Origin of the sequence: Streptomyces sp. NPDC056231, assembly GCF_048270745.1 — a bacterium.
In the GTDB taxonomy this organism is placed as follows: domain Bacteria; phylum Actinomycetota; class Actinomycetes; order Streptomycetales; family Streptomycetaceae; genus Streptomyces.
In genome coordinates, this window is sequence record NZ_JBLVKW010000032.1 from 14,605 (window position 1) to 36,572 (window position 21,968).

Below are 21,968 nucleotides of genomic sequence, written 5' to 3' on the forward strand. Positions count from 1 at the left end.
CGCGGTCCATCACACACAAAACCGGTGAAGGACATGCACATGACGACGCCCACGATCGAGCTCAAGCCCTCTTCGACCCCGCTGTCCGACGCGGAGCGCGAGGCGATGCTGGCCAACCCCGGATTCGGCCGCTACTTCACCGACCACATGGTGATCATCAAGTGGACCGAAGGCCGCGGCTGGCACGACGGCCAGCTCGTTCCCTACGGCCCGCTGTCGATCGACCCCGCCACCAACGTCCTGCACTACGCGCAGGAGATCTTCGAGGGGCTCAAGGCCTACCGCCAGCCCGACGGCTCGGTGGCCAGCTTCCGCCCCGAGGCCAACGCCAAGCGCTTCCAGCATTCCGCGCGCCGGCTCGCCATGCCGGAGCTCCCGGTCGAGACGTTCATCGAGGCGTGCGACGCGCTGGTCCAGCAGGACAAGGCATGGGTTCCGGCCCACGGCGGCGAGGAGTCGCTCTACCTGCGCCCGTTCATGATCGCGTCCGAGGTCGGCCTCGGTGTGAAGCCGGCCAACGAGTACCTCTTCATCGTCATCGCCTCGCCCGCCGGCGCGTACTTCGCCGGTGGCGTCAAGCCGGTCTCGATCTGGCTCTCCGAGGACCGCGTCCGCGCCGTCCCCGGCGGCATGGGCGACGCCAAGACCGGCGGCAACTACGCGGCGTCCCTGCTGGCCCAGGCCGAGGCGTCCGCGAAGGGCTGCGACCAGGTCGCCTATCTCGACGCCGTGGAGCACAAGTGGGTCGAGGAGCTCGGCGGCATGAACCTGTACTTCGTGTACGGGAACAAGATCATCACTCCGTCCCTGACCGGCTCCCTGCTCGCCGGCGTCACCCGTGACTCGCTGCTCCAGGTCGCCCGCGACCTCGGTTACGAGTCCGAGGAAGGCCGCGTCTCCATCGACCAGTGGCGCGCCGACACCGAGAACGGCACCCTCACCGAGGTCTTCGCCTGCGGCACCGCCGCCGTCATCACCCCTGTCGGCGTCGTCAAGTCCGCGGGCGGCGAGTGGACCCAGGGCGAGGGGGAGCCCGGCAAGGTCACGCTGAAGCTGCGCGAGCGCCTGCTGGACATCCAGCGCGGTGTCGCGCAGGACACGCACGGCTGGATGCACCCGCTCGGCTGAGCCACGGTCCCGTACCGCGACGCCCGCCCCGGCAGCAGCCGGGGCGGGCGTCGTCGTTCCTGTTCAGGACACGGTGGACGGCTGTGCCTCCGGGTCGGCCGACACCGCGGGCTCCGTACGCCTGCCCCGCGTCAGCGCCGTGTACGCGACACCGCCCACCAGGCCCGACAGCAGGAAGCTGCAGTCCACCCCGCCGGTCAGGGAGAGCAGCGGACCCTCGTACGAGGGCAGCGAGACGGCGGAGAGGCCCACTGCCGCGCCCAGGGCCCAGGAGGTCGTGGCGGGCAGGTTCCAGCCGGCCGTGTACCAGTAGGCGCCGCCGCGCGAGCGCCGGTTGAAGACTTGGAGGGCCTCCGAGTCGTAGACACCGTGACATCGGACGAAGCCGATCAGGGTGATCACCGCCCATGGGGTGCCGATGGCGGTCAGCAGCAGGACGAACGACGTCATCGCGGATTCGGCGTCCCAGGCGTAGTGCCCGACGAAGACGCACGCCGTGGCGACGCCCGCGACCGCGAAAGTGGCCTGGGGGCGCGAGGCCCGCGGCAGGATCGCATCCAGATCGAGGCCCATGGAGTACAGCATCAGGCCGGCGTTGCCGACCGAACCGGCGGAGGCGGCGATCAGCAGCGGGATCAGGTACCAGGTGGGGGAGGCGTCGACGAGCGGTCCCGCATAGTCGAGGGCCGCCCGGGAGGCGTACGCCGTGAACGTACCGAAGAGCTGCGGGACGAGCAGACCGATCAGCAGGCCGATCCAGCTTGCGCGCAGCACGCTCCGGGAGGAGTGACGGGCCGGGGAGATGTACCGCGTGTAGTCGCCGAGCAGGGTGATGAACGCGATCGGGCCGCTCAGTCCTGCTGCGACCACGGCCAGCAGCCAGGTCGGCCAGAAGGATCCGAGCAGATAGCCGCCGGTGCCGGGCAATGCGGCGGTGGTGAAGTGCGGTGCGTACGCGACGATGCCCAGGATCAGCAGCGCGCTCATCGCGACGGCGAGGACGCGGGAGAGACGCAGCAGAATCCGGTAGCCGTAGACCGCGCCGATCACGGTGGCGGCGGCGAGCAGGGCATACACGGCCGCGTACGAGAGACCCCCGGTCGACAGCCCGAAGAGGCGATGCATGGCGCCCACCATCGCGTCGCCGCCGATCCAGACGGTCAGCGCTGTGTAGCCGAGGGCGAGCAGCAGACCCACGATCGAGCCGACCAGGCGGCCGCGCACGCCGAACTGGGCGCCGGACGATGTGGAGAGGTTGGTTCCGGTGCGCAGCGAGACCAGGGCGAGCGGTGCCGTCAGCAGGGTGCCGAGCAGGGTGCCCGCGACGATCGAGCTCACCGAGGCCCACCAGCCCAGGCCGAAGGAGACCGGGAGCCAGCCGAAGACGATCACGCCCAGGCAGAGATTGGACCCCAGCAGGATCGAGACGAGGTCGCGCGGGGCGCTGGTGCGTTCCGCCTCCGGGATGGTGTCGACTCCGCGCTGTTCTATCGGCATTCGGACGCCCCTGACGTTCGACAGTTTGAGTGCCGCTCTATATGAGCCCAAGCAAGGCTCTCCGTCAATGGTTTCCAGATGGGAAAATCTTGATTAGAGTGATGTTCAAATTGGAGGTGTACTGACGTGCGACTTACCCCTACCGAGCGAGATCGGCTCCTGCTCTTCGGTGCCGCCGAACTGGCACGGGCCCGCCGTGCTCGCGGGCTGAAGCTCAATGTCCCCGAGGCGACCGCTCTCATCGCGGACACCGTCTGCGAGGCGGCCCGCGACGGTCGTCGGCTCGCCGAGGCCATCGAGGCGGCCCGCAACGTGCTCGGCCCCGACGACGTGCTGCCCGGTGTGGCGGACGTGGTGACCGAGGTGATGGTCGAGGCCGTGTTCGACGACGGCTCCCGGCTCGCGGTCGTCTCCGCCCCGATCGGCGGAGGCTCCCTCGGCGACGCCGCCCCCGGCGCGGTGCTGCCTGGACCGGCCCACGAGGAGCCGGAGCCGGAGGTGCGCATCGTCGTGCGGAACACCGCGGCCGTCCCGGTCAGCGTCACCTCGCACTTCCACTTCTTCGAGTCCAACCCCCGCCTCGACTTCGACCGTGCCGCTGCCTACGGCATGCGGCTGAGCATCCCGGCCGGCTCCTCCGCCCGCTTCGACGCGGGCGGCGAGGCCGAGGTCGGCCTCGTGCCGATCGGCGGCGAGCGCGTCGCCATCGGCTTCGCCGGCCTCGTCGACGGCCCGCTGGACGCGCCGGGCGCCAAGGAGGAGGCCCTGCGCAGGGCAGTGGCCTGCGGATACCTGGGTGCCGACCGGTCCGAGCAGAACGGAGCTGAGGGATGACCACCATCGACCCTCGTGACTACGCCGCCGTACACGGCCCCCGTGCCGGTGACCGGGTCGTCCTCGGCGACTCCGGCCTCGTCGTACGTGTCGAGTCCGACGCCCAGAAGCCGGGCGAGGAATTCCTGGCCGGCTTCGGCAAGACCGCCCGCGACGGACTGCACCTGAAGGCCGCCGCGGTCCGTGAGACCTGCGACGTCGTCATCAGCAACGTCCTGGTGATCGACGCGGTGCAGGGCATCCGCAAGGTGTCCATCGGCATCCGGGAAGGCCGCATCCACGCGATCGGCCGGGCCGGCAACCCCGACACCCTCGACGGCGTCGACGTCGTCGTCGGCACCGGCACCTCGATCGTCTCCGGCGAGGGCATGATCGCCACCGCCGGCGCCATCGACACCCATGTGCATGTGCTGTCGCCGCGCATCATGGAGGCGTCGCTCAGCTCCGGCGTCACCACGATCATCGGCCAGGAGTTCGGCCCGGTCTGGGGCGTCGGCGTCAACTCGCCATGGGCCCTGAACCACGCCTTCAACGCCTTCGACGCCTGGCCCGTCAACATCGGCTTCCTCGGCCGCGGCTCCTCCTCGCACGGCGCGCCACTGGTCGAGGCCCTCGCCGAGGGCGGCGCCCTGGGCTTCAAGGTCCACGAGGACATGGGCGCGCACACCCGTGCTCTGGACACCGCCCTGCGGGTCGCCGAGGAGCACGACGTCCAAGTCGCGCTGCACAGCGACGGCCTCAACGAGTGCCTCTCGGTCGAGGACACCCTGCGCGTCCTCGACGGCCGTACGATCCACGCCTTCCACATCGAGGGCTGCGGCGGCGGACACGTACCGAACGTGCTCAAGATGGCGGGTGTGCCGAACGTCATCGGCTCGTCCACCAACCCCACCCTGCCCTTCGGCCGGGACGCGGTCGCCGAGCATTACGGAATGATCGTCTCCGTCCACGACCTGAAGACGGACCTGCCCGGCGACGCCGCCATGGCCCGCGACCGTATCCGCGCGGGCACGATGGGCGCCGAGGACGTCCTGCACGACCTGGGCGCGATCGGCATCACCTCCTCCGACGCCCAGGGCATGGGCCGCGCCGGCGAGACCGTGCGCCGCACCTTCGCCATGGCCGGGAAGATGAAGGCCGAGCTCGGCCCCCTGGCCGGCGACGGCGAACACGACGACAACGCGCGTGTGCTGCGCTACATGGCCAAGCTCACCATCAACCCGGCCATCGCCCACGGCCTCTCCCACGAGATCGGCTCGATCGAGGCCGGCAAGCTCGCCGACATCGTGCTGTGGCGTCCGGAGTACTTCGGCGCCAAGCCGCAGCTGGTGCTGAAGTCCGGCTTCCCCGCCTGGGGCGTCACCGGCGACCCCAACGCCGCCACCGACACCTGCGAGCCGCTCGTCCTCGGCCCGCAGATCGGCGGCCACGGCGCCACCGCCGCCGACATATCGGTCGCGTTCGTCGCCGGTGCCGCACTCGAGCAGGGCAACGACCGGATGCTCACGCGCCGCCGTCGGGTCGCTGTCCGCGGCACCCGTGGCATCGGCCCCGCCGACCTGATGCTCAACTCCCGTATCGGAGACGTCCAGGTCGACGGCCGCACCGGCCTCGTCTCCCTCGACGGCGACCCGATCCGCTCCGAGCCCGCCGAATCCGTCTCCCTCAACCGCCTGTACTTCCTGTGAGGACCCTCCCCGCATGAGCAGCACCCCCGTCGCCGACGGCTTCCGCATGCCCGCCGAGTGGGCTCCGCACGAGCGCACCTGGATGGCCTGGCCCAGCCTCAACGCCACCTTCACCGACGCCGAGGAACTGGACTCGGCCCGCACCGCCTGGGCCGAGGTCGCCCGAACCGTCCGCCGCTTCGAGCCGGTCACCGTGGTCGTCGGTCCCGGCGAGACCGACAACGCCCGTACCTACCTCGGTGACGGGATCGACATCGTCGAGCGAGAGCTGAACGATGCCTGGATGCGCGACATGGGCCCCACCTTCGTCACCGACGGCACCGAACTGCGCGCGGTCGACTGGATCTTCAACGGCTGGGGCGCCCAGGACTGGGCCGCCTGGGAGCACGACTCCAAGATCGCCGCGTATGTCGCCGACCTGGCGGGCGTGGCCTCGTACGCCTCCAAGCTCGTCAACGAGGGCGGCGGCATCCATGTCGACGGCGAGGGCACGGTCCTGCTGACCGAGACCGTCCAGCTCGGCCCCGAGCGCAACCCGCACTGGACCAAGGAGGAAGTCGAGGCCGAGATCCACGCCCACCTCGGCACCACCAAGGCCATCTGGCTGCCGCGCGGCCTGACCGCGGACTACGGCACATACGGCACCCTGGGCCACGTCGACATCGTCGCCTCCTTCGCTCGTCCCGGTACGGTCCTGGTCCACACCCAGCCCGACCCGGCCCACCCCGACCACGAGGTCTGCAAGGAGATTGCCGCCTTCCTGCGCACCCGGACGGACGCCAAGGGCCGCACGCTGGAGGTCATCGAGGTGGCCGCACCGACCGTCCTGAAGGAGGACGGCGACTGGGTCGACTACTCGTACATCAACCACTACATCTGCAACGGCGGCGTGGTGCTGTGCGGTTTCGGCGACGCCGAGCGCGACGAGAACGCGGCGGCGATCTTCCGCGGCCTCTTCCCGGGCCGCGAGGTGACGTCGGTCGACGCCCGCCCGATCTTCGCCAACGGTGGCGGCATCCACTGCATCACCCAGCAGCAGCCGCGCGTCTGACACCGCCCATCACCCCCACGGCACACCGCCGGGGCCGGACGGGGTCCTCACCCTCTCCGGCCCCGGCGGCGCTGTACCGCCTGCCCGTATGCTGAGATCCCCGCCGACCACGGAGAATCCCATGCCCGAGCCCGCTCGCACCACGCGGCGGCGGAACGCCGCCCCGCCGCGGGAGACCGTGCTGGCCGCCGCGATGGAGAACATCGCCCAGCACGGGCTGGAGAAGCTCACCATGGCGGGCCTCGGCCGCGAGGTCGGCATGAGCAGCGGGCACCTGCTCTACTACTTCCGCACCAAGGACGAGTTGCTGCTCCAGACCCTGGAGTGGAGCGAGGAACAGCTCGGGGCGCAGCGCCGTTCGGCCCTCGCCCGCCAGGTCCCGGTCCGCGAGCGTCTCGACTCGTACATCGATCTGTACGTCGCGGACGGCCCCCGCGATCCGCACTGGACGCTCTGGCTGGAGCTGTGGAACCGCGCCCACGGGGTCGACGAGGAGTCCCGCAACCGCCTCTTCGACATCGAGCTCTCCTGGCACCGCGACCTGGTCGCCCTCCTTGTCGAGGGAGCCTCCCGCGGCGAGCTGCGCGCGGTCGACGCGGACAGGTACGCCACTCGGATACGGGCCCTGCTGGACGGCTTCAGCACCCATGTGGCGATGGGTCTCCCTGGTTCCGACCGGCCTCAAGTCCTTGCCCACATCGGTGAGTTCATCGACGAGACGCTCGGCTGAATGTCGTGCGCGGACGCCCGGCAGAGCGGCAGCCTGAGGTCTGATCCATGCTGAGCACCTGCCGGCACGCCGGACAGGGTTACGCGATCGAGCGCTTCTGCCCGGTACCGGACGACGCGTGGTACCTGGAACTCGCCGAGACCGAGCTGTCGTTCCCCCGGCCGTGAACGAAGCGTACGTGGCGGGGTGCGCCGCGGTCTCCCTGGTCGTCTATCCGACGATGCGTGAGACCCGTGACATCGACCTGGGCCGGGTCGGCGCGGTGGCTGCCGAGGGCGGGCGGACGGAGCCGGCCGGAGCGGCGAGCGTCACGCCCGCATCCTGAGACGGCCGGGGGCGCGGAGGCAGTGCTGTGCGAGACTGCCTCCGTGTCCTCGTTCGTCATGATTATTGGCAACAGGCGCGCCGGTCCGCAGTGACCGTCCCGTACCACCAGATACGGAGCGGCCACCGTGCCCCAGACCCGCGCGCAGACCTCTCGCACCCGCGAGGGGTTTTTTCGTTTTCCGGCCCTCACCTCGGCCGGAGCGATGCGCGCGGGATGATGGGGGCAAGTGGAGCCCAATCGTCCGGATCCACTCATCCGACAGGAGTCAGACCAGCATGACCACCAAGGCCAAGCCCACCGACGACAGCTTCCATGTCTTCGACACCACACTGCGCGACGGTGCACAGCGTGAAGGCATCAACCTGACGGTCGCGGACAAGCTGACCATTGCACGGCACCTGGACGACTTCGGCGTGGGCTTCATCGAGGGCGGCTGGCCCGGCGCCAACCCCCGCGACACGGAGTTCTTCGCCCGGGCCCAGCAGGAGATCGAGTTCAAGAACGCCGAGCTGGTCGCCTTCGGTGCGACCCGCAGGGCCGGTGCCAGGGCGTCGGATGACCCCCAGGTCAAGGCGCTGCTGGAGTCCGGAGCCCCGGTGATCACGCTGGTCGCCAAATCGCACGACCGGCATGTGGAACTCGCCCTGCGCACCACCCTCGAAGAGAACCTGGAGATGGTCCGCGACACCGTCTCCTACCTGCGCGAACAGGGCCGCCGGGTCTTCGTCGACTGCGAGCACTTCTTCGACGGCTACCGCGCCAACCCCGAGTACGCCAAGGACGTCGTCCGGGCCGCCCATGAGGCCGGCGCCGATGTCGTCATCCTCTGCGACACCAACGGCGGGATGCTCCCCGCCCAGGTCCAGGCCGTCGTCTCCACCGTCCTCGCGGACACCGGCGCCCGGCTCGGCATCCACGCCCAGGACGACACCGGCTGCGCCGTCGCCAACACCCTGGCCGCCGTCGACGCGGGCGCCACGCACGTCCAGTGCACCGCCAACGGGTACGGCGAGCGGGTCGGCAACGCCAACCTCTTCCCCGTCGTCGCCGCCCTGGAACTCACGTACGGCAAGAGCGTCCTCCCCGAGGGCGCACTCGCCGAGATGACCCGTATCTCGCACGCCATCGCCGAGGTCGTCAACCTCACGCCGTCCACTCACCAGCCCTATGTGGGTGTTTCCGCTTTCGCCCACAAGGCCGGACTGCACGCCTCCGCCATCAAGGTCGACCCCGACCTCTACCAGCACATCGATCCGGCGCTCGTCGGCAACACCATGCGGATGCTCGTCTCCGACATGGCGGGCCGTGCCTCCATCGAGCTCAAGGGCAAGGAGCTCGGCATCGATCTCGGGGGCGACCGCGAGCTCGTCGGCCGGGTCGTGGAGCGGGTCAAGGAGCGTGAGCTCAAGGGCTACACGTACGAAGCCGCGGACGCCTCCTTCGAACTGCTGCTGCGTGCCGAGGCCGAGGGCCGGGTACGCCGCTACTTCCGTACGGAGTCCTGGCGCGCGATCGTCGAGGACCGACCCGACGGCACGCACGCCAACGAGGCGACCGTGAAGCTCTGGGCGAAGGGCGAGCGGATCGTCGCCACCGCCGAGGGCAACGGCCCGGTCAACGCCCTCGACCGGGCGCTGCGCGTCGGCCTGGAGCGGATCTACCCGCAGCTCGCCAAGCTGGAGCTGGTCGACTACAAGGTCCGCATCCTGGAGGGCCGCACCGGCACCGAGTCCACCACCCGCGTGCTGATCACCACGAGCGACGGCACCGGTGACTGGGCGACTGTCGGCGTCGCGGAGAACGTCATCGCCGCGTCCTGGCAGGCGCTGGAGGACGCGTACACCTACGGCCTGCTGCGGGCCGGGGTCGAGCCCACGGAGTAGTTGCGCGGTCCGACGCCGGCCACCCCCCGCTCACCGGTGATCCGGCCGGGCGCCGGCCGAGCTGAAGACGGCGTACCGGACCGCTTGAGGCGCTCCGGAGTTGAGGACTTTCAGGGGCGGCGGCGGCTTCTGAGAGTCGGTGCTGCCCGCCCACCGGCTCCGTCCGCCACCGCGCAGAAGTGAGGGCGCCCGCACGGCCGCTTTGCCGCGGCGGCGGGCGCCCCTGTACTCCCTGGATCAGCGTCCTGCCCGAGCCCGGCCTACCGGGGGCAGGGGCAGCGGATCAGCGGGGGAGTCGCACCTACAGGTTCTGGTCGATCTGCATCTCCCGGACCTTGTCGTCACGGTGCGTCTTGTCATTCTTGATGGTGTACGTCGTCGACGGGCCGGTGCCGCTGACCTTGGTGATCTCGCCCTGGCACTTCTTGTTGTCCGCGTCCCGGTACTCCACGCGCTGACCCTCGTTGTGCTGCATTGAGTTCTCCACTTCTCGATCTTGACTGGCAAGGGCCGCCCCCGGCTCTTCAGCCCGGGCTGCCCCGTCCGGCGCCCGCTTCTCGTCGCGGTGCGCAATGTCAGATCACACTGTGTGCAAGCAATCAGCGACTCCAGAGAGCCCAATGGGGTCAACTTCCGGGCGAATCGCGTGTCGTTCCCCGTGTCCGGGAGCGCCGCAGATCCTCTTGCTCCCGGCCCGGACGGCGTCAGGGCCGCGGCGGAAGGAAATGCCGAGCGCCCGCCTTCCTCCCCGGCGGGGAAGTGGAAGGCGGGCGCGCCCGGGCCCGAGGATTTCCGGGGATCAGGCCTGCGGGGCGGCCTTGATCGCGGAGATGTCGAAGTTCAGCTTGACCTTGTCGCTGACCATCACGCCGCCGGTCTCCAGCGCCGCGTTCCAGGTCAGGCCCCAGTCGGAGCGGAGGATGTCCGCGCTGCCCTCGAAGCCGACGCGCTCGTTGCCGTAAACATCGGTGGCGGAGCCGTTGAACTCCAGGTCGATGGCGAGCGGGCGCGTGACGTCCTTGATGGTGAGGTCGCCGGTGATCCGGTACTTGTCGCCACCGAGCTGCTCGGCCTGCGTGGAGCGGAACGACATGAGGGGGAACTTCTCGGCGTCGAAGAAGTCGCCGCTGACCAGGTGGCCGTCACGGTCGGTGATGCCGGTGTCGACGCTGGCGATCTTGACGTCGATGGAGGCAGCCGAGTTCGCGGGGTTGTGACCGTCCAGCTTCAGGGTGCCCTCGTGCTCCCCGAAGGAGCCACGCACGTTGGTGACCATGGCGTGACGCACGGTGAAGCCGATGCTGCTGTGGGCCGGGTCGATGGCGTACTCGCCGGTCAGGGCGGTCAGGGCCGGGTCCACGGCGACGGTGGCGGGGGCGGGGGCGGACGGGGCGGCGGTGGACTTGCGGTTGAACAGAGCCATGGCTCCTCCTCGGGGGGCGTGATCGAGCGGCGGTCGAAGTGGATGTTTAACCTTCAACGAGATTGACTGTAGACCCATCTTGTTCAAAGTTCAACATCAAGGGGCCGATTCGTTTCCGGAAGGGCGACATTCACCTCGCGGTCACGTGAGGCCCTCTGGCGGACGCGCGTAGAACTCGGGCACTATCTCCCTGCCCTAGTTGTCATGAGCAGGAGGAGTCCCCCCATGGTGTCCCGCATGACCCTGCGCCCCGTCCTGACCGCCCTCGCCCTCGTTCTCGGCGCCCTCTTCGCCCCCGGAGTCGGCGCCCTCGGCAGCGGCGCCACCGAGGCGCACGCCGTCACCAAGCTCACGCACGCGCAGGCGACGTCGATGTTCCGCGCGTCGGGCATCACCTGGTCGTCCTCGGGCGGCTGCTCCGACCGGAACAACTCCACCTGCACCTCGTTCGAACAGCTGAACCTGGCCACCGCCCAGGGCGCCCAGACCCTCAAGAGCGCCACGGGCTGCGCCCTCAACATCACCGGCGGCACCGAGACCGGGCACGCCAGCGGTACGTATTCGCACTGGAACGGCTACAAGCTCGACTTCGGCAAGTCCACCTGTCTCACCAACTACGTCCACGGTGTCTTCAGTTACATAGGGCTCCGCGGTGACGGCGCCCCCCAGTACAAGTCCGCCTCCGGCAACATCTATGCGGACGAGGGCAATCACTGGGACGTGACGTACTACAACTGCGGCGGCTGCTGACCGCGCGCTGTATCTGCTTGCACAGGTGCCCCCGGTTCCGGCGGAACCGGGGGCACCCGCGTCGCCGACGCCCTGCGGGCCGCCGCGGTCCGGGGCAGCCGCATCGGTGCGATCGGCACGGGACGCGAGGCGGTCCGGCCGCCCCGTTCCGTTCCCTGACATCCCGCCCCCAAGGCGTCGACCGATGGACGCACACCGTCCACTTGGACTTACGCAACGGGGTTGTTGGACTGGAACGCCCCGAGTCGTAGCAGGTCATTGACGGTGTCCGGACAGGGGGACTACTCAGGGAACATGTCGCGAAGATTCACTTCGGCGGGCGCTGTCGCCGCCGCCTCAGCCGCCGTCCTGGCGCTGGTGGGGACCGCGCTCCCCGCCACAGCCGCCACCCAGTCACCCGCCGCAGTCGGCGCAGCCGTCCCCGCGGACGCCGCCGTCATCGGATCGCCGCAGCTCTCGGTCGCTGTTGCCGACGACTTCCCGCGCGTCCTGTCGTACACCGACCGGGCCAGTGGCAACCAGCTGTCCGGCTCCACGAAACCGGTCACCGAGGTCACCCTCAACGGCACCGCACACGCCGTGAAGCTCAAGGCCGCACCCGAGGTCACGGACACGACCGCCCGGTACACGCTGACCTTCACCGATCTGCCCGGCGTCGAGATCGACGCCTCGCTCTCGGTCTCCGGGCGCGCCACCACCTTCGAGGTGACGGCCGTCCGCGACACCGAGGCGTTCCGGGTCGGCACCATCGACATCCCCGGCCACGACCTGGTCTCCGTCGGCTCCACCGACACCGGCGCCGCCACCGCGTTCACCCGGCTCGACACGAACTCCACGCGGACCGCCGACGTCTTCGCCAAGGTCACCGCGGACACCGCCGCCGACAAGGCGCCGGTCGGCGCCTCGTACGCGATCGTCAACACTGGCTCGCTCGCGGCGGCCATCGAGTCCAACTCCTCGTACGACAAGCCGTCCGGCGCCACCGGCGGCGACGGCGCCCGGTTCTGGCACCAGGCACGCAAGGCCGACGACGGCAGCGTCCGGGTCGGTGTCTGGTCCGGGCAGTGGACCTACCGCGGCGCCGGAGCACCGGAGCCGGCGAGCGGGGACAACCTCCCCTGGGCGAAGGTCGTCGTCACGCCCGACGCCAACGGCGACAAGACCGTCGACTGGCAGGACGGCGCGGTCGCGTTCCGCACCATCGGCGTGACCGCTCCCGGCGGCGACGACACCCCGGACCGGGTCATCACCCACATTCCGTTCAACTTCGCCAGCCAGGCCACCCACCCCTTCCTGCGGACCCTCGACGACGTCAAGCGGGTCTCGCTGTCCACGGACGGTCTCGGGCAGAGGGCGATCCTCAAGGGGTACGCCTCCGAGGGGCACGACTCCGCCCACCCCGACTACGGCGGCAACTACAACAAGCGCGCCGGCGGGTTGAAGGACCTCAACGAGCTTCTCAAGGACGGCAAGAAGTGGGGCGCCACCTTCGGCGTCCACGTCAACGCCACCGAGGCGTACGCGGAGGCCAACGCCTTCGACGAGAAGCTCGTCGACAAGACCAGGCCCGGCTGGAACTGGCTCGGCCAGAGCTACTACATCGACCAGCGCCGCGACATCAACAGCGGCGACCTGGCCAAGCGCTTCCAGCAACTGCGCGACGAGACCGACCGCAACCTGAGCTTCCTCTACATCGACGTCTACTACACGCACGGCTGGATCGCCGACAAGACCCTCCAGACCTTGCAGAAGCAGGGCTGGAACGTCGGCAGCGAGTGGTCCGACAAGTTCGAGCGCGGCACGCTCTGGTCCCACTGGGCCAACGACCTCGACTACGGCGGCGCCGCCAACAAGGGCCTCAACTCGCAGATCATCCGGTTCATCCGGAACAGCGAGAAGGACGTCTGGAACAACAACCCGGTCCTCGGCCAGACCGCCATCAGCGAGTTCGAGGGCTGGACCGGCGAGACCGACTGGAACGCCTTCTACGACAACATCTGGCAGCGCAACCTGCCGGCCAAGTACCTCCAGCACCAGAAGATCATCCGCTGGGACGGCAACGACATCACCTTCACCGGTGATGTCCGGGGCACCGTCGAGGACGGCAAGCGGACCTTCTACGACCACGGCCGCAAGGTGCTGAGCGGCACCGACTACCTGCTTCCGTGGGACGGCGGGAAGAAGCTCTACCACTACAGCAAGTCCGGTGGTACGAGCAGCTGGGCCGTGCCGTCCACGGGGGAGTACACCGTCTACAAGCTCACCGACAACGGCCGGGTCAAGGCCGGCACGGTCAAGCCCGTCGGCGGGAGGATCACGCTGACGGCCGAGGCCGGACAGCCGTACGTCCTCTACCCGGACGAGGCGCCGAAGGCCGCCGACGCCAAGTGGGGCGAGGGCACCCCGGTCGGCGACCCCGGCTTCAACGACGGCCGGCTCGACGCCTGGTCGAAGACCGGCACCGTCGCCCGCGACACCGACGGCCGGGGCCGCAACAGCGCCAAGCTCTCCGGCACGGGCACGACGGCACTCTCGCAGCGCATCTCCGGCCTCACGCCCGGCAAGCGCTACACCGCGTCCGCGCTCATCGAGGTCCAGCCCGGAAAGACCCGGCACACGACACTCTCGGCCGGCGGGAAGTCCGTCGTCGTGGACCGCTCCACGGCCAAGGACTACGTCGCTGCGTCCGACTGGCACGGCACGTATTTCCAGCGCGCCAAGGTGAACTTCACCGCGCCCGCGAGCGGCCGCACCACGTTCCGTATCGAAGCGGCCGGAGGCAGCACGGCGAGCGTGCGGGCCGATGACGTACGTATCGTCGCCAACGCCCCGGCGACGAAGGAGAACACCGTCGTCCACGAGGACTTCGAGGACGTCGACCAGGGCTGGGGCCCCTTCCTCAAGGGCGACGCGGGCGGTTCCACCGACCCCCGCACCGTCATCTCCCAGCTGCACGCCCCGTACACCCAGGCCGGCTGGAACGGGAAGCTCGTCGACGACGTGATCGGCGGCAAGGAGTCCCTCAAGGCCCACGAGGAGAACGGCGGGCTCGTCTACCGGACCGCGCCCTGGACCGTGCCGATGGCCGACGGCCACCGCTACAAGGTCGAGTACGACTACCAGTCCAGCCACGCCGGCGCCTACGAGTGGGTCGACGGGTACGACCGGATCACGGCCGACGGCACCCCGGACTCGGTCGAGACCCGCACCACGGCGATCGGTCAGCAGCGCACCACGGGACACTTCTCCGAGACCGTCACGGCGGGCTGCGGTGACACCTGGACCGGGCTGCGCAAGCGTGACGACGCACCCGACGGTGCCGACTTCGTCCTGGACGGGTTCACCGTGACCGACCTCGGCGCCGCCCCGGCCGGTGAGATGGCCGCCTGCGGAACGCTCAGCATCGACCCGCCCGCGGAGACCCTGGAGCCGGGCGTCGCAGGCGTCGTCGAGGCGAGCTTCACCAACTACGAGGCGACGGCGGTCACCGGTGTCTCGGTGGGCCTCACCGTCCCGGACGGCTGGAAGGCGGAGCCCGTGGGCGCGATCACCTTCGACTCGGTCGCGGCGGGCGCCAAGGCCACCGCCGGCTGGCGGGTCACTCCGCCGGTGGACGCCAAGTACCAGACGTACAAGCTGAGTTCCGAGGTGTCTTACACGGTCGGCAGCGCGAAGCGGACCCTCGGCGCGCAGACGTCCGTACGGACACTGCCGCCGCCGCCCACTACGGACAGCTGGGCCAGCGACCTGGACTGGACCTCTGCCAGCAACGGCTGGGGACCGGTCGAGCGTGACATGTCCAACGGTGAGACGGGCGCCGGCGACGGATCCCCGCTGACGATCGGTGGCACCGTCTACGCCAAGGGCCTGGGCAGCCACGCCCCCGCGAAGATCCGCTACTACCTGGGCGGCCAGTGCACCTCGTTCACCGCCGAGGTCGGCGTGGACGATGTCCAGAAGAGCGCGGGCAGTGTGCAGTTCAGCGTCACGGCCGACGGCACGGAGAAGGTGAAGTCACCGGTGCTCAAGGCGGCCGACACCGCCTGGTCGCTCACGGCGGACGTCACCGGAGCGAAGTACGTCGAGCTGGTCGTCGGGGACGGCGGCGACGGCAACGGAAACGACCACGCGGACTGGGGCAACGCACGATTCCACTGCGGGAGTTGACTGAGCGATCGGTGAGCACTGAGTGAACAAGCGGTGAGGGGGTGGGGGCGGTCTCGGTCCCGCCCCCTTCCCGTTCCCGTGGGCGCGTGTTACGACCGACCGGCACACGGGAGGCGGCGTCGCCGGTATGGACCGGCGCGTGGCCGGTCCATACCACTGAGGTTCCGGAGGTCTTGTCGTGTCACTCCTGCCCGCCTGGTCACGTCGTGCCTTTCTGGCCACCAGTACCGCCACCGCACTGGGCCTGGCCCTCCCTGGACAGGCCCACGCCACCGACGCACCTGCCGACGAGTTCGACACCCTCCGGCTGCGCTGGGTCGATCTCTCGCTCGGCACCGGATACGACGCCGCCGCCGAGCCCTATGCCTCTAGGCTCGCCGAGACCGGTGGACTCGCCGCGGGGTTCCGCGCCACCATGGCCCCCGCCGCGGCCTCCCTCTGGGCCGACCGTCCCTTCGACCCGCCGTCCGGCATCACCGCGAGCTACAGCCGCCTGTGGGTGATGACCCAGGCGTACGCCCAGCAGGGCACCGGCCACACGGGTGACACCGCGCTCCTCGCCGACATCGTCCGAGGCCTCGACCACCTCGCCACGACGATCTACAGCCCCGCCACCACCCGGTACGGCAACTGGTGGGAATGGCAGATCGGCAGCCCACGTCTCCTCATGGACATCGTCGCCGTCCTCCACGACCACCTCACCGAGGAACAGCGGCAGGCCGCCTGCGCCGCGGTGGACCACTTCATCCCCGATGCCATGCTCGGCGACTACAGCGGTACGTCCACCGGCGCCAACCGCGTCGACCTCTGCCGTTCCGTCGCCCTGCGCGGCATCCTCGGCCGCGACCCCGTGAAGACCGCCCTGGCCCGCGACGCCCTCTCGCCCGTCTTCCCGTACGTGACGAAGGGGGACGGCCTCTACGCCGACGGGTCGTTCGTCCAGCACACCTGGGTCGCCTACTCGGGAACGTACGGGCAGGTCATGCTCGACGGCCTCGGCCGGCTCTTCGCGCTGCTCGCCGGGTCCAGCTGGGCCGTCACCGACCCCAACCGGCAGATCATCCTCGACAGTGTCGAGCACGCCTACGCGCCGCTCATCCACGACGGTCTGATGATGGACAGCGTCAACGGCCGCGCCATCAGCCGGGGGCTGCTCAAGGGCGACGAGCGCAAGGTCATGCGGAGCGACCACTTCCACGGGCAGGGGCTGATCGCCGCCATCGCGCTCCTCGCCGGTGGCGCCTCGGCCGCCGAGCGCGACCGGTGGAACGCCATGGTGAAGGGGTGGATCGAACGGGACACCGTCACCCCGATCCTCACTGCGCCACAGTTCGGTGTCGCCGATCTGTCCCGGCTGGCGGCCGTCGCCGCCGACGCCGTACCCGCCGCCCCCGAACCCGTCGGGCACACGCTCTTCACCGCCATGGACCGGGCCGTGCACCGCCGCCCGGGCTGGGTCGCCAACCTCTCCATGGCGTCGGAGCGGATCAGCTCGTACGAATGCTGCAACGGGGAGAACCCGCGCGGCTGGCACACCGGGGCCGGGATGCTCTATTGGTGGCAGGGACGTTCGGGAGGCGACCAGTACACCGACTGGTTCTGGCCGACCGTCGACTGGTACCGCCTACCCGGCACCACCGTCTCGACCAAGCGCCTCACCGACCGCGCGGGTGGCGAATGGGGCGAACCCCGGCCCGCTGTCCAGTGGGTCGGCGGCACGCACGACGGCGAGTTCGCCGCCGTCGGACAGCACGTCAAGGGCCTGGGATCCACCCTGCAGGCCCGCAAATCCTGGTTCTGCGCCGCCGATACGGTCATCTGTCTCGGCGCGGGCATCAGCGCCGCCGACGGGGTCCCGGTCGAGACGATCGTCGACAACCGCAATCTCGGTCCTGAACCCTCCGCCGCGTTCACCCTCGACGGCGGGCACCGTCCGCGCTGGGCACACCTCGACGGACACGGCGGCTGGGTGCTGCCCGGCGGCGCCGCCCTGCGGACGCTGCGGGAGGCCAGGAACGGAGCCTGGTCCGACATCAACACCACCAGTTCCACCGAGCAGCGGACCCGCCACTGGCAGACCCTCTGGCTCGACCACGGCACCGACCCCACCGACGCCACGTACCTCTATCTGCTGATGCCGGGCGCCTCCCGCCGCACGCTCGCCGCCCGCGCGGCGGACCGGCAATGGCTGACCGTCCTGGCCAACACCGCGGACCAGCAGGGCGTCGCCGTCCGTTCGCTGGGGCTGACCGCCGCAAACTTCTGGCAGCCGGGCACGGCGGGCCCGCTCTCCGTCACGGCCCCGGCGAGCGTGCTCGTACGGGAGAGGCGTCACTCGACGACGGTGTGCGTGAGCGGGCCCGACCGGAGCGGGACGCCCGTGGACGTGGTGTGGGAGCGTCCGGTGCGCGAGGCCGTCTCCGCCGACCCGGGGATCGAGGTGCGCGCCACCGGCCGACGCCTGGTCCTGCGAGTCGCGCCGGGCACGGCAGGCGCTAGCCTTCGCTGTGAGGTCCGCTAGGGCGTGTTTCGAAAGCAGCGTCGTCCGCCCGTAGGGCGGGCGGCGTGCGGTGAGCACAAATGGCCCACACGGCCGGGGTGACGGGCTTGTGCGGTACACCACAGTCCGTTTTTGTAGAGCTCCCACAAAGCAGGACCGCCTTCCCCTGGTGGTTCGCCTGCATGGGGCAACGTTTCTGTCCGGCTCCACCAGGAAACGGGTCAGGAGACTGTACAGAGTCGACGGCAGGATTTTCTTGGCCGGGTTCGTAGGGTCGATACATGACCGTTGTGGACGAAACCCCGGGCGAGCCGAGTGACACCCGTGGCCGGGTGACCGAACTGCTGGCGCTGCGCGAGCAGGCCCGGCGCGGACCGAGCGACCGGGCGACCGAGGCCCAGCACGCCAAGGGCAAGCTGACCGCGCGTGAGCGCATCGAGCTGCTCCTGGACCCGGATTCGTTCAAGGAGGTCGAGCAGCTGCGCCGGCACCGGGCGACCGGGTTCGGCCTGGAGGAGAAGAAGCCGTACACCGACGGTGTCATCACCGGCTGGGGCACGGTCGAGGGCCGCACGGTCTTCGTCTACGCACACGACTTCCGGATCTTCGGCGGCGCGCTGGGCGAGGCCCACGCCACCAAGATCCACAAGATCATGGACATGGCGATCTCGGCGGGTGCCCCGCTGGTCTCGCTGAACGACGGCGCCGGCGCCCGCATCCAGGAGGGCGTCAGCGCGCTCGCCGGGTACGGCGGCATCTTCCAGCGCAACACGCGCGCCTCCGGCGTCATCCCGCAGATCTCGGTGATGCTCGGCCCGTGCGCGGGCGGTGCGGCCTACAGCCCCGCTCTCACCGACTTCGTCTTCATGGTCCGCGAGACCTCCCAGATGTTCATCACCGGACCGGACGTCGTGAAGGCGGTCACCGGCGAGGAGATCTCGCAGAACGGCCTCGGCGGCGCCGATGTGCACGCCGAGACCTCGGGCGTCGCGCACTTCGCGTACGACGACGAGGAGACCTGTATCGCCGAGGTGCGGTACCTGCTGTCGATGCTCCCGTCCAACAACCGGGAGAACCCGCCCACCGTGGCGAGCGACGACCCGGCCGACCGGCGCGGCGACGTCCTGCTCGACCTGGTGCCGGCCGACGGCAACCGCCCGTACGACATGCACAAGGTCATCGAGGAGCTCGTCGACGACGGCGACTACCTGGAGATCCACGAGCGCTGGGCCCGCAACATCGTCTGCGCCCTGGCCCGGCTCGACGGTCAGGTCGTCGGCATCGTGGCCAACCAGCCGCAGTCCCTCGCCGGTGTCCTGGACATCGAGGCGTCGGAGAAGGCGGCCCGTTTCGTTCAGATGTGCGATGCGTTCAACATTCCCATCATCACCCTTTTGGACGTACCCGGCTTCCTGCCCGGCGTCGATCAGGAGCACGGTGGAATCATCCGGCACGGTGCGAAGCTGCTCTACGCGTACTGCAACGCCACGGTGCCGAGGATCTCGCTGATCCTGCGCAAGGCCTACGGCGGTGCGTACATCGTGATGGACAGCCAGTCCATCGGTGCGGACCTGACCTACGCCTGGCCCACCAACGAGATCGCCGTGATGGGCGCCGAAGGTGCCGCCAACGTCATCTTCCGTCGGCAGATCGCCGACGCCGAGGACCCGGAGGCCATGCGGATCCGCATGGTCAAGGAATACAAGGCCGAACTGATGCATCCGTACTACGCCGCCGAGCGCGGCCTGGTCGACGACGTCATCGACCCTGCGGAGACCCGCGAGGTACTGATCGCCTCGCTCGCGATGCTCCGGTCCAAGCACGCCGATCTGCCGTCCCGCAAGCACGGGAACCCCCCGCAGTAACCGCGACTGCCGTACCACCCGCACAGTCCGCCACGTACTGCCGAAAAGACGGAGATACATCCCATGAGCGCTGTTCCTGCCGAGTCCGTGCTGCGCGTCGAGAAGGGTCTTGCCGACCCCGAGGAGCTGGCCGCCATAACCGCGGTCCTGCTCGCCCGCGCCGCAGCCACATCCGCCGCTCCGGCCCACCATGGCCGTACCTCCGCGGGCTGGCGCCGTCTGGAGCGCACCCCGGGCTTCCGCGCCCCGCACTCCTGGCAGGGCTGAGGCCCTCTGTCCTCGATCGCCGGACCGGCTTGGAATCAAGCCGGTCCGGCGATTCGTTTTCAGCCGAAGCCCCGCAACGCGGAAGGCCCCGTACTCCCGAAGGAGCGCGGGGCCTTCCGCATGGCTGCCGGAGACTACCGCAGGCGGGCCATCAGCGCATGCTCGACCAGGGTGATGAGCGCGCTCTTGGCATCCGCACGGTGGCGGGCGTCCGTGGTCAGGATCGGGGTGTCGGGGCCGATCTGCAGGGCCTCGCGCACCTCGTCCGGTGTGTACGGCTGGTGTCCGTCGAAGCCGTTGAGGGCGATGACGAAGGGCAGGCCGCTGTTCTCGAAGTAGTCGACGGCCGGGAAGCAGTCGGCGAGACGCCGGGTGTCCACCAGGACGACGGCGCCGATCGCGCCGCGGACCAGGTCGTCCCACATGAACCAGAAGCGGTCCTGACCGGGGGTACCGAAGAGGTACAGGATCAGGTCCTGGTCCAGGGTGATACGGCCGAAGTCCATGGCCACCGTCGTGGTGGTCTTGTCCCCGGTGTGAGTCAGGTCGTCGATGCCCGCGGACGCGGACGTCATCACGGCTTCGGTACGCAGCGGGTTGATCTCCGAAACGGCACCGACGAACGTGGTCTTACCCACGCCGAAGCCCCCTGCCACCACGATCTTCGCGGAGGTAGTGGAGCGGGCTGCTCCGCCGCTAGAGCTTGCGAAGTCCACTGAGCACCCTTTCGAGCAGTGTCACATCTGGCTGGCCGCCGGCGGACTCGTCGCCGCCGGGCTGATGGATAGCGACGAGTCCGGCCTCGGCCAGGTCGGCTACGAGGATCCGGGCAACGCCGAGGGGGATCGAGAGAAGCGCCGAGATCTCGGCGACCGACTTGATCTCGAAGCACAGCCGGCAGATCCGCTGGTGCTCGGGCAACTGCCCTTGCAGCCGGGACGGATCGGCCGTGGTACTGACCAACGCCTCAATGGCGAGCTGGTATCGCGGTCGGGTCCGGCCGCCGGTCATGGCGTACGGACGGACCAGCGGGTTGTGCGCCTCCGGTGCGGCGGGCTCGGCGGCCCGCCGCGGCTGCACCGGCTGAATCCCGGGCTGCTGGGGCGCGTCCAACCGGTGCGGCCGCTGAGGGTGCTGCGGCTGCTGGGGCCACCCACCGTCCTGGGCCTGCGGCCACCCGCCACCCTGCGCCTGTCGGGGCGGATAGGGCTGCTGAGGAGGCTGATAGGGCTGCTGCGAGCCCTGTCTGCTGGGCGTGGAGGGAAAGTTGAAACGGTTGTCCCCCTGCTCACCCGGTACCTGCTGACCACCGTTGTACTGGTGTCCGCCTGAGGGTGTTGCCACGTTTCCTCCTCCGACTGCCGGTCCTGGTCCCAGTGGGGCCGCGCCACCGCACCTTATGGCGCGGTGGCGCGAAACGCACCGCCTGTCTATTAGTTAAGAAGACTTCCCTGCAGTTCGGCACGGAGATCGGGGGTGAGGACACTGCCCGCGCGGTCGACCAGAAGTGCCATTTCGTACCCAACCAGACCGATATCGGCGTCCGGATGTGCAAGAACTGCCAGTGAAGATCCGTCAGAGATGGACATGATGAAGAGGAATCCTCGCTCCATCTCCACGACTGTCTGGTTCACGGCGCCGCCCTCGAAGATCCGGGAGGCGCCCGCGGTCAGCGAGGTCAGACCGGAAGCAACGGCCGCCAGCTGGTCGGCACGGTCGCGCGGGAATCCTTCGGACATGGCCAGCAGGAGTCCGTCGGCGGAGACCACCACCGTGTGCGACACCCCGGGGGTGTTGTCCACGAAGTTGGTGATCAACCAGTTGAGATTCTGCGCCGCCTGGCTCATCGGGCTCACA

Annotated in this window: 17 protein-coding genes and 1 pseudogene; 12 read left to right on the forward strand and 6 right to left on the reverse strand. The window is 69.6% G+C overall.

The features are described from left to right. Nucleotides 1-39: 39 nt before the first annotated feature. The gene (locus ACNPQM_RS23480) at nucleotides 40-1,128 is read left to right on the forward strand and encodes a branched-chain amino acid aminotransferase (RefSeq protein WP_358862162.1); all 1,089 of its coding nucleotides are present in this window, start codon (nucleotides 40-42) and stop codon (nucleotides 1,126-1,128) included. Nucleotides 1,129-1,191: 63 nt separating this feature from the next. On the opposite strand, the gene ACNPQM_RS23485 is transcribed toward ACNPQM_RS23480, so the two are convergent. Continuing rightward, nucleotides 1,192-2,625 carry a cytosine permease gene (locus tag ACNPQM_RS23485; RefSeq protein ID WP_418085608.1) on the reverse strand — a complete coding sequence of 478 codons (1,434 nt, stop codon included), beginning with the start codon at nucleotides 2,623-2,625 and terminating at the stop codon, nucleotides 1,192-1,194. Between the two features lie 126 nt (nucleotides 2,626-2,751). Here ACNPQM_RS23485 and ureA point away from each other — a divergent pair, with 126 nt between their 5' ends. From ureA to cimA, 6 genes and pseudogenes are all read left to right on the forward strand, one after another. Further along, nucleotides 2,752-3,459, forward strand: coding sequence for an urease subunit gamma (gene ureA / locus ACNPQM_RS23490; protein WP_358862160.1), 708 nt, complete (start codon nucleotides 2,752-2,754; stop codon nucleotides 3,457-3,459). Next, nucleotides 3,456-5,147, forward strand: coding sequence for an urease subunit alpha (locus tag ACNPQM_RS23495; protein WP_358862159.1), 1,692 nt, complete (start codon nucleotides 3,456-3,458; stop codon nucleotides 5,145-5,147). The genes ureA and ACNPQM_RS23495 overlap by 4 nt, the downstream gene beginning before the upstream one ends. Before the next feature lie 13 nt (nucleotides 5,148-5,160). After that, the gene (locus tag ACNPQM_RS23500; RefSeq protein WP_418085609.1) at nucleotides 5,161-6,198 is read left to right on the forward strand and encodes an agmatine deiminase family protein; all 1,038 of its coding nucleotides are present in this window, start codon (nucleotides 5,161-5,163) and stop codon (nucleotides 6,196-6,198) included. A gap of 121 nt (nucleotides 6,199-6,319) precedes the next feature. Beyond that, complete coding sequence (locus tag ACNPQM_RS23505) at nucleotides 6,320-6,928, forward strand: TetR/AcrR family transcriptional regulator (protein WP_418085610.1); 609 nt, start codon at nucleotides 6,320-6,322, stop codon at nucleotides 6,926-6,928. A gap of 175 nt (nucleotides 6,929-7,103) precedes the next feature. Continuing rightward, nucleotides 7,104-7,253, forward strand: a pseudogene (locus ACNPQM_RS23510) (alpha-ketoglutarate transporter); the annotation flags it as partial. A 278-nt stretch (nucleotides 7,254-7,531) separates the two neighbouring features. Next, nucleotides 7,532-9,139, forward strand: a complete 1,608-nt coding sequence (gene cimA / locus ACNPQM_RS23515) for a citramalate synthase (RefSeq protein WP_358862739.1) — start codon at nucleotides 7,532-7,534, stop codon at nucleotides 9,137-9,139. 301 nt (nucleotides 9,140-9,440) lie between these two features. Here cimA and ACNPQM_RS23520 read toward each other — a convergent pair whose 3' ends face one another. Further along, nucleotides 9,441-9,614 carry a hypothetical protein gene (locus tag ACNPQM_RS23520; RefSeq protein WP_358862740.1) on the reverse strand — a complete coding sequence of 58 codons (174 nt, stop codon included), beginning with the start codon at nucleotides 9,612-9,614 and terminating at the stop codon, nucleotides 9,441-9,443. A 324-nt stretch (nucleotides 9,615-9,938) separates the two neighbouring features. After that, a complete protein-coding gene (locus tag ACNPQM_RS23525; RefSeq protein WP_418085611.1) occupies nucleotides 9,939-10,562 on the reverse strand; it encodes a YceI family protein in 624 nt (207 codons plus the stop codon). 225 nt (nucleotides 10,563-10,787) lie between these two features. Between ACNPQM_RS23525 and ACNPQM_RS23530 the strand changes: the two genes are divergently transcribed. The 5 genes from ACNPQM_RS23530 to ACNPQM_RS23550 all read left to right on the forward strand — a co-directional run bounded on the left by ACNPQM_RS23530 (nucleotide 10,788) and on the right by ACNPQM_RS23550 (nucleotide 20,111). Further along, the gene (locus ACNPQM_RS23530) at nucleotides 10,788-11,312 is read left to right on the forward strand and encodes a hypothetical protein (protein ID WP_366136785.1); all 525 of its coding nucleotides are present in this window, start codon (nucleotides 10,788-10,790) and stop codon (nucleotides 11,310-11,312) included. Between the two features lie 294 nt (nucleotides 11,313-11,606). Further along, nucleotides 11,607-15,479 (forward strand): endo-alpha-N-acetylgalactosaminidase family protein, encoded by a 3,873-nt coding sequence (locus ACNPQM_RS23535; RefSeq protein ID WP_418085612.1) that lies wholly within the window; start codon nucleotides 11,607-11,609, stop codon nucleotides 15,477-15,479. Between the two features lie 187 nt (nucleotides 15,480-15,666). Next, complete coding sequence (locus ACNPQM_RS23540) at nucleotides 15,667-18,000, forward strand: polysaccharide lyase 8 family protein (RefSeq protein WP_418085632.1); 2,334 nt, start codon at nucleotides 15,667-15,669, stop codon at nucleotides 17,998-18,000. A gap of 260 nt (nucleotides 18,001-18,260) precedes the next feature. Continuing rightward, nucleotides 18,261-19,844: an acyl-CoA carboxylase subunit beta gene (locus tag ACNPQM_RS23545; RefSeq protein ID WP_358862744.1), complete on the forward strand. Its 1,584-nt coding sequence runs from the start codon at nucleotides 18,261-18,263 to the stop codon at nucleotides 19,842-19,844. A 63-nt stretch (nucleotides 19,845-19,907) separates the two neighbouring features. Next, nucleotides 19,908-20,111 (forward strand): acyl-CoA carboxylase subunit epsilon, encoded by a 204-nt coding sequence (locus ACNPQM_RS23550; RefSeq protein WP_358862745.1) that lies wholly within the window; start codon nucleotides 19,908-19,910, stop codon nucleotides 20,109-20,111. 134 nt (nucleotides 20,112-20,245) lie between these two features. Here the strand turns inward: ACNPQM_RS23550 and ACNPQM_RS23555 are convergent, their stop codons facing one another. From ACNPQM_RS23555 to ACNPQM_RS23565, 3 genes are all read right to left on the reverse strand, one after another. Continuing rightward, entirely contained in the window at nucleotides 20,246-20,827 is a 582-nt protein-coding gene (locus ACNPQM_RS23555; RefSeq protein ID WP_014048542.1) for a GTP-binding protein, read from the reverse strand. Beyond that, nucleotides 20,808-21,455, reverse strand: coding sequence for a DUF742 domain-containing protein (locus tag ACNPQM_RS23560; RefSeq protein WP_358861104.1), 648 nt, complete (start codon nucleotides 21,453-21,455; stop codon nucleotides 20,808-20,810). Before ACNPQM_RS23560 ends, ACNPQM_RS23555 begins: the two co-directional genes overlap by 20 nt. 89 nt (nucleotides 21,456-21,544) lie before the next feature. Then, nucleotides 21,545-21,958: a roadblock/LC7 domain-containing protein gene (locus tag ACNPQM_RS23565; protein ID WP_006127847.1), complete on the reverse strand. Its 414-nt coding sequence runs from the start codon at nucleotides 21,956-21,958 to the stop codon at nucleotides 21,545-21,547. Between the last annotated feature and the right edge of the window lie 10 nt (nucleotides 21,959-21,968).